The sequence below is a fragment of the Halomonas sp. 141 genome (genome assembly GCF_002810305.1).
In the GTDB taxonomy this organism is placed as follows: Bacteria; Pseudomonadota; Gammaproteobacteria; order Pseudomonadales; family Halomonadaceae; genus Vreelandella; species Vreelandella stevensii.
Genome location: NZ_PINZ01000034.1, coordinates 22,890 through 34,706, shown reverse-complemented (window position 1 = coordinate 34,706; position 11,817 = coordinate 22,890). Strand labels below are relative to the sequence as shown.

Below are 11,817 nucleotides of genomic sequence, written 5' to 3'. Positions count from 1 at the left end.
CAGGGTCGTCCTGACGGACGACGCGCTATCCCTCCCCGCACTAGAAGTGCGGGGTTTCTCGCGCAAAGACTGATGAACAGACCAGCCTGCGCGAAGCGCTCGCCCAGTGCGGGCTACTGGCACTGGACGACCCATCCCTGGATGCGGCGCTACTGGCCGCCATTCAGAACGATATCGCCGCAGGGGAGTACCATTTTCGTGCGCGCCATTAACGGGGTGGTGGCGTCGCAGTCGTCAGCACGTGGGAAAACAGAATGGCTTCGAACTGCTCCATGGGAGCCAGGGACTTGAGCGTCTTGGCGCGCAGGATGGCACCTTCCCACCCCGAGAGAATGAAGCTGGCCAGCGTGTCAGGTGACAACCCTTCCGGCACGCTGCCGTCTGCCTGCGCTTGGCTCAAGCACGTGACCAGGCGTTTTTCCCAGCGCTGGAAGACCACGTTGAGCGCATCGCGGAAGGTATCGTTTTGGCCCGCCAGCTCCTGCCCCAGGTTGCCGATCAGGCAGCCCGTGGAGTGGTCACAGTCGAGCATATGCGCCCTACCTGCCGCGAAGTAGCGACGCAGACGTTCGAGGGGCGGCACGGCCGAATCTTCCATCAAGGTAGCCAGGTTGGCATCGTATTGGCTGGCAAACCGCTCGATCACCGCCAGACCAAAGTCCTCTTTACTGGCAAAATAGTGGTAAAACGAACCCTTGGGTACACCGCAGGTTTTTAAAACGGCATTGATACCCGTGGCGTTATAGCCCTGCTGGGCAATCAGCTCAGCGCCGGTATCAATCAACTTATCGCGCGTGGCGGTGTTTTTCATAGCGTCATGCAGACCAGGAAGTCTATGGTTTTTCACGTCAATGATGACAGGTATCGGAAACCGCGTCAGCGTTTGGGTTGCACGCTATTTGCACAATGCTTGCCTAATCGCTGCGTAGGAATCGGTGATGCTAGCATGATCTTGCCACTTCTCGGGCATTTTTGCCTTCAGCCAATGGATACCCCCCGGCCATGACTCCACCTCGCTCTTTTGCCTCCTCACAGCAAGGCCGCCTGGGCCTGGGTGCCCTGGCCGCCTTGCTGGTACTGGCAGGCGGCCTTGCCGTGGCCTGGTGGATCATCAGCCAGCCACCCAGAGTAGAGCGCAGGCCGCCGCCGCCGCCAGTGCCCCCGGTGGTCGACGTGATGACCGTCGAACAGCGCCTACAGTCGCCGACCCTGAGCGGCTTTGGTCGTGTCGAAGCGGAACAGTCGACGCTGCTGGCCAGCCGCGTGGCCGGGCAGCTGGAACGTTTTGCCGAAGGCGTACTGCCCGGCCGTGTGGTCGAGCAGGGAGCACCGGTGGCTTACATCGACCAGGCCGACCTGCAGCTGGCGTTGGAGGATGCCCAGGCTCAACTGGCAAACGCTGAAGCCCAGCTGGCCCTGGAGCAGGCCGAACAGCAGCGCGCCCGCAGTGAGTACGAGTCGTTCGGCAGGCAGCTGAGCACCGAACGGCGTGCGCTGGTGCTGCGCGAACCCCAGCTGCGCCAGGCCCAGGCGCAGTTGACCCAGGCGCGCGTGGTCCGCGACCAGGCGGCGCTAAACCTGGAACGAGCCACCCTCACGGCGCCCTGGCGCGCCATGGTTCAGGAGCGCCTGGTGGGGGCTGGCAGCCTGCTGAGCCAGGGCACCGAAGTGCTCAGCCTGGTAGGTGTCGAGCAGTTCTGGGTACGCGCTTCGCTGCCCGGCGATACGTTGGCCTGGCTGGAGAGTGGCGGTCGCGTCACGCTCACCAGCCAGGGCTGGCCCGATCAGGCCGAACGGGAGGGCGAACTGCTCTCCGTGCTGCCCAACCTGGAAGAGAACGGCCTGCAGGCCCAGCTGCTGATTGCCGTGAACGACCCACTGGCCCTGAATCATGAGGGTCCCGCCCTGCGGCTGGGCGACGTCATGCGGCTCACCTTCCACACCCGGGCCCAGGAGCCACTGATCAGGCTACCCTCTGCCGCGCTTCGCCCCGGCGAGCAGGTCTGGTGGGTGGACGACGACAACCGCTTGCGCAGTACCCGCGTCACTCTCGCTTATCGCGGCCAGGATGACGTACTGATCCGGGAGGGCCTGGAAGCGGGCCAGCGCGTGGTCGTTGCAGGCCTGGCGCAGCCCCGCGAGGGGCAGGAAGTTCGCCTACGCCAACGTGGCGACACCCCGGCACGTGATCAGGAGAGCGCTCAATGATGCGTAAAGGCCCGTTGGCGTGGATGGTGGATCACGGCGTTGCCCCCAACTTGATGATGGTGCTGTTCATCGTGGGCGGCCTGATGGCCTCGATGGCTATCAAGAAAGAGGTCTTTCCGGAGTTCGAAACGGAAATCGTCCAGGTCTCCATCAGCTACCCAGGCGCCACCCCAGAAGATATCGAGCAAAGCCTGCTGCTGCCCATGGAAGCCGCCATCGCCAACGTGGAAGGCATCGACGAGATGACCGCCAGCGCCAGCGAAGGCAGCGGCGTGGTCAGCGCAACGCTGATCGACGGCGTGGATGTGATGCGCGCCTACCAGGACATTCAACAGGCCGTGAATGCCATTACCACCCTGCCCGCCGCTGCCGACCCGCCCCGCATTACCTTGGCAGGCCGCTCGCGCAGCGTCGTCAGCCTGCAGGTGTACGGCAGGGTGGGCCAGGAAGCCCTGCACGACGCCGCCGAGAACGTGCGGGCCGAGTTACAGGCCACCAGCGGCATCTCCCGGGCGGAGCTCTCCGGCAACCGGGACCGGGAAATCCAGGTGCACCTGGACGATGAAGCCATCGAGCGCTACGGGCTCGATCATCAGCAGTTGGCCAGCCGCATCGCCGCCGAAGCACTGGATCTGGCCAGCGGCCAGTTGACCACCGCCGAGGGAGAATGGCTGATCCGCTACCAGGGGCGCCGCAATAGCGCCGAAGAGTTCGCCGAGCTGCCCATTCTGACCACGGCCCAGGGCTCGCCGGTGCTGTTGCGCGACATTGCCCAGGTCAGTGAAGGCTTTGCCGAAACCGACCGAGAGGAGTTCTACAACGGCCAGCCAGGCATCTCGGTGGATGTGTACCAGATTGGCGGCCAAACCCCGACCAGCATTTCCAACGCGGTACGTGGCGAGCTGGAACGGCTGCGCGCCAACCTGCCCGACGGCGTGAGCCTGGACATCGCCCGGGACAGCTCGGAGGTCTACGAAGACCGACTCGGCCTGCTGCTCAAGAACGCCTGGATGGGCCTGGCGCTGGTGCTGGTGCTGATGGCGCTGTTTCTCGAAGCGCGACTGGCATTCTGGGTGACGCTGGGCATTCCCACGGCGTTTCTGGGGGCCATGCTGTTCCTGCCCTGGATTGGCGTCTCGCTCAACATGATGTCGATGTTCGCATTCATCATTGCGCTGGGCATCGTTGTCGATGACGCCATCATGGTGGGCGAGAACATCTACAGCTATCGCGAAGAGGGTTACTCGTTGCGCGATGCGGCGGTCAAGGGCGCCCAGGAAATTGCCACGCCGCTCACCTTTGCGATCCTCTCGAACATCGTGGCCTTCCTGCCCCTGCTGTTCCTGCCCGGCTTTTTGGGGCTGATCTTTGCCACGGTGCCGGTCGTGGTGATCACGGTCTTCGTGATCTCGCTGGTGGAAGCGCTACTGATCCTGCCCGCACACCTGGCCCACGCCAGCAAACCGAGGCAAACGCCAGCCTGGCAGCGTCCTCTGGAGGCCGTGCGGCTACGCATGCAGCAGGGGCTGCACCATTTCACCTACCGGCGCTTCGAGCCCTTTCTGCAGGGTGCACTGAACCAGCGCCTGCTGACCGTCTCGCTGGGCGTGGCGCTGCTGGCGATCACCCTGGCATGGGCCATGAGCGGTCGATTGGGCTTCTCGTTGATGCCCCGGGTGGAATCCGACCAGGTGCAGGCCAGCGTCACCCTGCCGATTGGTAGCCACATCAGCGTCAGCCGCGAATTGAGCCAGCAATTGCTGGACGCCGCCACGGCCCTCAGCGAGCGTGAAGAGGGGTTGAGCTTCACCAGCACCCGTAGCAGCCTGGATGGCGAAAGCCTCTCCGTACGCCTCGACATCGCTTCGGAAAGCCTGGAGAGCTGGCCACCCTCACGCATTGCCCGCGAGTGGCGTGAACTGACCGGCGATCTGCTGGGCGCGCAATCGGTCCGCTTCGAATCCGACTTTGGCGGCCCCGGCAGCGGCGCCGCGCTGAGCCTGCGGCTTTCGCACCCCAATACCCAGGTGCTGGAGGCAGCCGCCACACGATTGGCCGAACAGCTGGCGGAGTACGGGCTGACGGACATCGACAGCGGCCTGGGCGACGGCAAGCCACAGCTGGAAATGCGCCTGTCGGCCGAAGGCCGCTCGCTGGGGCTGACCGGCAGTGACTTGGCACAGGCCCTGCGTGCTCCGCTGCAAGGCGCCACCGCCGTCGAGCAGTTCATCGGCCGCCGAGAGGCCAGCGTCGAAGTGCGTTTACCGGAAGCCTCTCGCGATAGCCTCAGTGAGCTGTACCGGCTTCCCGTACGCACCCCCGAGGGACTCAGCGTGCCGCTGTCGCGGGTGGCCGACATCACCCTCAGCCAGGCGTCCAGCAGCCTGCAACGCATCAACGGCCGACGCATCATCACCGTCACCGCCGACTCCGAGGGCGACCAGGCCATCAATCAGGTGCTCGCCACCTTGCAGGAGGATGTCTTCCCCACCCTCAGCAATACCTGGCCGGGCCTCGAAGTCAGCATGGGTGGCCGCCAGCAGGATACCGCCGACAACCTGGCCACGCTGCGCAAGGCCATGTGGCTGATGATTGCGGCGCTCTATGCCCTGCTGGCAATTCCCTTCCGAAGCTACTTGCAGCCGCTGCTGGTGATGGCCGCCATTCCGTTTGGTATCGTAGGGGCCATTGGGGGCCATCTGCTGATGGGCTTTGGCTTGTCGATCATCAGCCTGCTGGGCATGCTGGCGCTGTCTGGCGTGGTCATCAACGATGCCTTGGTGCTGATCGACTACGCCAACCGCAAGCGGCGCGAAGGCATGGCGCCTAGGGAAGCCATCGTGGCCGCCGCCACACGCCGGTTGCGGCCAATCATGATGACCACACTGACGACCTTCCTGGGGCTGGCACCGATGATTCTGGAAACCTCGCGACAGGCACGCTTCATGATTCCCATGGCCATCTCTCTGGGTTTTGGCATGCTATTCGCCACGGTCATTCTGTTGGTTCTGGTGCCCTGCCTCTATCTCAGCCTGGAGAATCTGCGCGAACGCCTCAGCGCACCGCCCCCTCCCGAACCCGAGAGGGCTAACCCATGAAGGCGTTACATAGCCTGCGCCAGTGGCGCCCCTCGCGGCTGGGCATGAAGCTGTTCGCGGCCATCCTGAGCGTCAATGTGGCCATTGCTGCCAGCGTATTTCTGGCGGTCACCTACAGTATCGATCGTGGCTTTCTCGACTACCTGAACCAGGCCCAGGAGCGCCGTGCCACGCTGCTGGCCGACGGCCTCATTACTCGTTGGGAAACACAGAACAGCTGGGCGTGGCTGGAAGAGGCCCCCGACCGCTGGCCCTACATCGTCCGCTTCGAGCTGGGCCAGGAGCATCGTGATCGGCCATCTCCCTTGGGGGAGGCGCAGGATTTCGCTCTGCAGGGTGCCGATGGCCGTTCCATTATCCCCCCCGGCGGCACCCCGCGGGGCTCCCGCAACTGGCACTGGATGACCCTCTACAGCGACCTGGCGCCCAATGGCCAGCGCGAGGCCATTGGTGCCCTCGGTTTTCGCCCACCCCGGGAGATGATGGAGCGCATGGAGAGCCGCTTTCTGGAGCGCCAGCAGCGCAATCTGATCCTGATCGTGGTCTCGCTGGGCATTGCCTCCCTGCTGCTGGCTGGCGGGCTCTCCTGGTGGCTGGGCCGACGCACGCGGGCGCTGGCCGGTGCCACCCTGCGGCTCACCGAAGGCGACTACCATACCCGCTTGCCCGAACGCGGCCGCGATGAGCTGTCTCGCTTGGCCCGGGATTTCAACGTGCTGGCGGCCACCCTGGAAGCCAGCCGCGAGGCCCGGGCACGCTGGGTATCGGACACGGCCCATGAGCTGCGCACCCCGCTGGCCGTACTGCGCGGTGAAATCGAAGCCATGCAGGATGGTATTCGCCCGCTGAATCAGGAAAACCTGAGCTCGCTGGCCCAGGAAGTGGCTCAGCTGGAGCGCCTGGTCTCCGACTTGCGGCTGCTCTCGCAAAGCGATGCGGGAGCGCTGGACATCCAGCTGGCCCCGCTGAACCTGAGCGACAGCCTGGGCAGCCGCCTGACCGACGCCGACCGCTGGCTGGAGCAGAGCGGCCTGAGCCTGACCTGCCAGCTGGAAGAGGACATCATGATTCGCGGCGATGCCCAGCGCCTGCGCCAGCTGTGGAGCAATCTGCTGGACAATAGCTGTGCCTATACGCAATCGCCTGGGGCGCTGCGCGTCACGCTCGGCTGCGCGCGCGGTCAGGCCGTCATCGTCTGGCAGGACAGCTCCCCCGGCGTCCCCAACAGCGAGCTGGGGCGGCTCACCGAACGCCTGTATCGGGTCGAGGGGTCGCGTAACCGTGCCAGCGGCGGTAGCGGCCTGGGCCTGTCAATTGCCAGCGCCCTGGTGAGTGCTCACGGGGGCACCATGGAAGCCAGCGCCTCGACATTGGGCGGGCTGGCCTGGACACTGCGCTTTCCGCTGATTTCTTCTGACCCTTACTGAATGCGAGTTGACCATGACCCAGGAAGCATCCCTGCTGATCGTCGAAGACGAACCCAAAATTGCCAGGCTCATGGCGGACTACCTTGGCAGCCATAACTTCGCCCCCACCATCATCGGCCATGGCAGCGACGTGATGCCCTGGCTCACCCAGCACTCACCGGCGCTGGTACTGCTGGACGTCATGCTGCCCGGCAAGGATGGCCTCACCCTGTGCCGGGAAATACGCCAGCAGTGGCCGCTGCTGCCCATCATCATGGTGACGGCCAAGGTCGAGGAGGTGGACCGGCTGCTGGGGCTGGAGCTGGGCGCCGATGACTACATCTGCAAGCCGTTCAGCCCCCGCGAGGTGGCGGCCAGGGTCAAGGCCGTGCTGCGCCGCAGCCAGGCCATTGCCAAGGCCACCGGCTACACCCCGACCACACGGCAAGCGCCGGTCAGCCTGGATGAAGAGGGCTGGCAGGCCCTCGTCAATGGTCAGGACCTGGGGCTCACCGCCGTGGAGTTTCAGCTATTACGCGTTATGATGCAGTCGCCGGGGCGTATTTTCAGCCGCGAGCAGTTGATGGACCACATGTATCGCGACAACCGCATCGTGTCCGAACGTACCATCGACAGCCATATCAAGAAGCTGCGCAAAAAGATCACCGAAGCCCTGCCCGAGCAGGAAATCATTCGCTCGGTGTATGGTGTGGGTTACAAATATCAGCCCGAAGGGTAAGCCTGGCAGGTCGACAGGCGCACTTGGGCACCGCTACGGGTCAATGCACCATGAAAGCGCTCATCGTAGAAGATAAGACCACGATTGTTGCACACTTCCTGCAACCGATTTACACCAAGCCCCTGGATACTGCCATGGTCAACATTAGCCCATTAATGACCCATGAGGTATGCCATGAAAATGTCTCTTAGCCAACGTTTTGCTCCCGCCTTTCTGGCCATTGCCCTGATGCCCCTGGCGTTCACCGCGCAAGCCGACCATCATGAGCACCGTGGCATGGACCGTGAAGCCATGCACGAGCGCATGGAAGAGCGCCGCCAGGAAGTTTACCAGCGCGCCGAGCTGAGCGAAGAGCAGCAAACCGCGCTGAATCAGGCCCATGCCGAGCATCGTGAAGCGGTCATGGCGCTGCGTGAGGAGCATCAGGCCCGCGTTGCAGAAATTCTGTCAGATGAAGAGCAGCAGGCACTGCGGGATGCCATGCACGACGTGCACGCCGAATACCGTCAGGAGCACGGCAAGCGTGGTGGCCGCCACGGTGATCAGGCCAATGCTGAATAAGCGTTGATTTAACGTTCGTCCTACCGCCCTGCGCCCAGCTCTGCTGGGCGCAGGGCTATCTATACTCCTGTTTCGTTCATTTTACGTGAGTGGTTCGTCACTTGAACTGACGTAGCAAACCGCGTATTTTATTTGAACGTTCATTCAAAAATAATTCTTCCCTTGTCTTAACAACAGGAGTCCGCCTCCATGGCGAAAGACAACTCGACCCTCCCCTCGCGGGATCGACTCAACCCCGTGGTGTTCCACGGCAGCGTCGCCGGTATACTCATCTTTCTGGTGATGACCATGCTGTTTACCGAGCAGGCAGGCGCTTTCTTCGACGCGGGCCTGGCCTGGGTCAGCACCACCTTCGGCTGGTACTACATGCTCGCCATCGTCGCCTACCTGGTGTTCGTGGTACTGATCGGAATGTCGCGCTTCGGCAGCATACGCCTGGGCCCGGACCATTCACGCCCGGAGTTCTCGCTGCTCTCCTGGTCCGCCATGCTGTTTGCCGCCGGCATTGGCATTGACCTGTTGTTTTTCAGCGTGGCAGAGCCGGTGGCCCACTACCTGGCCCCGCCGGACCTGACGCCTGAAAGCCAAGAGGCCATGCGCAACGCTGTCGTTCAGACTTACCTGCACTGGGGGCTTTCGGGATGGGGGCTCTACGTGCTGTTGGGCATGGCACTCGCCTACTTCAGCTACCGCCACCGCTTGCCACTGGCGATCCGTAGCGCCCTCTACCCACTGCTGGGCAAGCGCATCCACGGTCCCATCGGTAATGCCGTGGATATCACGGCGGTCATTTCCACCGTGTTCGGTATCGCCACCAGCCTTGGGATTGGCGTTCTGCAGCTCAATTACGGCCTCAACTACATGTTCGACGTTCCCGAGACGTTGACGGTACAGATCATCCTGATTGGCTTGGTCGTGGTGCTGGCCACCATTTCCGTGGTGACCGGGGTCGAGAAGGGCATTCGCCGCCTCTCCGAGTTCAACATGCTATTGGCGCTGGCGCTGATGCTGTTCGTGCTGTTTTCCGGCGATACCCTGACCCTGCTCGACAAAGTGGTGAACAACGCCGGTGACTATCTCTCCGGGTTTGTCGCTGCCAGCTTCGATACCTACGCGTTTGCCGACGAAGGCGCCCAGGAGTGGAAAATGTGGTGGACCATTTTCTTCTGGGGCTGGTGGATTGCCTGGACGCCTTTCGTGGGCCTGTTCCTGGCGCGTATTTCTCGTGGCCGCACCATTCGTCAGTTCGTCGCCGGTGCGCTGTTCATTCCGCTGTCGTTCATGATGGTGTGGATGTCCATTTTCGGTAACAGCGGTATCGAGCTGGTCGCCAATCAAGGCGTCGCCGAGCTGGGCGAACAGGCGTTGAACTCGCCGCAAACCACGCTCTACACGCTGCTGGAGTACTACCCCTACGTCGGTATCACTGCCGCCGTGGTCACCGTGCTGGGCATTGTGTTCTTCATTACCTCCGCCGACTCCGGCGCCCTGGTACTGGCCAACTTCACCTCGATTCTGAGCGACGTGAACCATGATGCCCCGGTGAAGCTGCGCATTTTCTGGTCGGCCGTGATCGGCCTGATTACCGTGGCACTGCTGATGGCAGGCGGACTGAACGCGCTGCAAAGCGCCGTGGTGATCACCGCCCTGCCGTTCTCGGTGGTGATTTTTGCCATCATGGTAGGCACCTACAAAGCCTTAAAGCTGGAAGGCAGCAAGGCCGATGCACGCCGCATGATTGCAGGTAGTGCGCCTGGCGGCGATTGGCGCGAGCGCCTGGACCGTGCGCTGGATACCTCCAACCGTGCTGGGGCAGCGGCCACCATCGAGCATGCGATTCGTCCCGCCATGATCCAGTTTGCCCAGGAGCTCGAAAGCCGTGGCCAAACCGCCAACGTGACCGAAGAGCAGGTGGAAGGCGAGTCGCTGCCCACCTTGACGCTGCAGGTCGACTTTGGCGAAGCCACCAGCTTTGTCTATCAGGTCTGCCCGCACCGCATGCGCACCCCGAGCTTCATCCCGGCAGACGATGACTTCTACGTGCGCCTGGATGTCTATCTGGCCGAAGGCGGCCAGGATAAAGACCTCAACGGCTATACCCGTGGTCAGGTGATTGGCGACCTGGTGGCCGAGTACGAACGCCACCTGCACTTCCTGACCCTGGCCGGGGAGCAGATGGGCCATGTGCAAGCCATGCCCGGCACCATTGGCGAGCCGCCAGAAGACGCCCAGATGTAGCGTCAGCGCGTTTTCCATGCAATCCCGATCCCGGCCACCGTGCCGGGATTTTCATATGCCTGTTCGAGACGCGTGAAGGCTATAACGCTGGATCGGTTGAAGCGCGATGTTCTAGCGGGATTGACCATCGGCGTGGTCGCGGTGCCCCTCTCCATGGCTTTGGCTGTAGCCACAGGAGTGCCCCCACAACACGGGCTTTACACCGCCATCGTGGCGCTGGCGTCGCTGCGCCGAGAGCTGGGCGAACAAGGTGTAGGGATCGTCTTCGTAGGGCTGCCGCCCCGCCTGGCGTTAAAATTAAAGCGCGCAGGCATCAAGCGTGAAACAGGCAAACTGGCGGTCGTCCGTACGCTTGCTCACGCCGAAAGTGTTGCTCGGCGTTGGCTAGGTGGTGGCCAATAGCGAACCTGGGGGTGTGAAGCACTAAAACAGGGGAAGTAGCCTTCCCCTGAGGCGATGCCATTCACTGGCGATTAGCTCGCCATGTCCAATACGATACGGCCTTCGATCTTGCCGTCGATCATGCGTTGGAAAACGTCGTTGATGTTGTCCAGCGTGTCGGTGGCTACTGTGGCCGTGACCTTGCCTTCGGCGGCGAAGTCCAGTGCTTCCTGCAGGTCGCTGCGTGTACCGACGATGGACCCGCGAATGGTAATGCCGTTGAGTACCGTGCTGAAGATCGGCAGCGGGAAATCACCGGGCGGCAGCCCATTCAGCACCAGCGTGCCACCGCGACGCAGCATGTTTTGCGCCTGATCGAAGGCTTTCGGTGAAACGGCCGTGACCAATGCCCCATGAGCACCGCCAATGGTCTTCTTCAGATAGGCCGCCGGGTCGGTTTTCATGGCGTTGACCGTCACCGTCGCTCCCAGGCGTTCAGCCAGGGCCAGCTTGCCGTCATCGATATCCACCGCTGCGACGTTCAGCCCCATGGCCTTGGCATACTGCACGGCCATGTGCCCCAGCCCACCAATCCCGGAGATCACTACCCACTGGCCCGGGCGAGTGTCGGTCATCTTCAAGCCTTTGTAGACCGTGACGCCGGCACACAGCACCGGGGCGATTTCGACGAAATCGACAGAATCAGGCAGGCGCCCTACATAGCCTGCATCCGCCAAGGTGTAGTCGGCAAAGCCACCGTTAACGCTATAACCGGTGTTTTGCTGGGATTCGCACAGCGTCTCCCAACCGCCCAAGCAGTGCTCGCAGTAGCCGCAGGCCGAGTATAGCCACGGCACACCGATACGATCGCCTTCTTTGACATGGGAAACGCCCTCCCCCACCGCCACGATATGCCCAACGCCCTCATGGCCGGGAATAAACGGCGGCGAGGGTTTTACCGGCCAATCGCCGTGTGCGGCGTGTAAATCGGTATGGCAAACCCCAGAGGCCGCCACTTTCATCAGTACTTCGCCCTGCTTAGGGCGCGGTACATCGACTTCTTCGATGACCAGCGGCTGGCCAAACTCGCGAACCACTGCCGCGCGCATTGTGCTATCCATGTGCAACTCCTCTTGATGGTCGATACGGCCATTTGAAAACGGCTCTTATCGATAGAGTCAGCGTC

The 11,817-nt window shown here is 62.7% G+C and carries 9 protein-coding genes; 7 read left to right on the top strand and 2 right to left on the bottom strand.

The genetic code is table 11. The features are described 5' to 3' along the window. Positions 1–208 precede the first annotated feature (208 nt). Positions 209–811 (bottom strand): TetR/AcrR family transcriptional regulator, encoded by a 603-nt coding sequence (locus tag CWI66_RS13330; RefSeq protein WP_081192566.1) that lies wholly within the window; start codon positions 809–811, stop codon positions 209–211. A 191-nt stretch (positions 812–1,002) separates the two neighbouring features. Between CWI66_RS13330 and CWI66_RS13325 the strand changes: the two genes are divergently transcribed. From CWI66_RS13325 to CWI66_RS18230, 7 genes are all read left to right on the top strand, one after another. Beyond that, positions 1,003–2,208: an efflux RND transporter periplasmic adaptor subunit gene (locus CWI66_RS13325; RefSeq protein WP_100731948.1), complete on the top strand. Its 1,206-nt coding sequence runs from the start codon at positions 1,003–1,005 to the stop codon at positions 2,206–2,208. Then, complete coding sequence (locus CWI66_RS13320; RefSeq protein WP_100731947.1) at positions 2,205–5,306, top strand: efflux RND transporter permease subunit; 3,102 nt, start codon at positions 2,205–2,207, stop codon at positions 5,304–5,306. Before CWI66_RS13325 ends, CWI66_RS13320 begins: the two co-directional genes overlap by 4 nt. Beyond that, entirely contained in the window at positions 5,303–6,733 is a 1,431-nt protein-coding gene (locus tag CWI66_RS13315) for an ATP-binding protein (protein WP_100731946.1), read from the top strand. The genes CWI66_RS13320 and CWI66_RS13315 overlap by 4 nt, the downstream gene beginning before the upstream one ends. Before the next feature lie 13 nt (positions 6,734–6,746). Further along, positions 6,747–7,451, top strand: a complete 705-nt coding sequence (locus CWI66_RS13310) for a response regulator (protein WP_081136214.1) — start codon at positions 6,747–6,749, stop codon at positions 7,449–7,451. A 174-nt stretch (positions 7,452–7,625) separates the two neighbouring features. Beyond that, positions 7,626–8,012 (top strand): hypothetical protein, encoded by a 387-nt coding sequence (locus CWI66_RS13305; RefSeq protein WP_100731945.1) that lies wholly within the window; start codon positions 7,626–7,628, stop codon positions 8,010–8,012. Positions 8,013–8,201: 189 nt separating this feature from the next. Further along, entirely contained in the window at positions 8,202–10,250 is a 2,049-nt protein-coding gene (gene betT, locus CWI66_RS13300; protein ID WP_100731944.1) for a choline BCCT transporter BetT, read from the top strand. A 72-nt stretch (positions 10,251–10,322) separates the two neighbouring features. Then, on the top strand, positions 10,323–10,652 hold the full coding sequence (locus CWI66_RS18230; protein ID WP_232710913.1) for a SulP family inorganic anion transporter: 330 nt from the start codon (positions 10,323–10,325) through the stop codon (positions 10,650–10,652). 71 nt (positions 10,653–10,723) lie between these two features. Here the strand turns inward: CWI66_RS18230 and adhP are convergent, their stop codons facing one another. Next, on the bottom strand, positions 10,724–11,752 hold the full coding sequence (adhP, locus tag CWI66_RS13290) for an alcohol dehydrogenase AdhP (RefSeq protein ID WP_198517587.1): 1,029 nt from the start codon (positions 11,750–11,752) through the stop codon (positions 10,724–10,726). Positions 11,753–11,817: the final 65 nt, after the last annotated feature.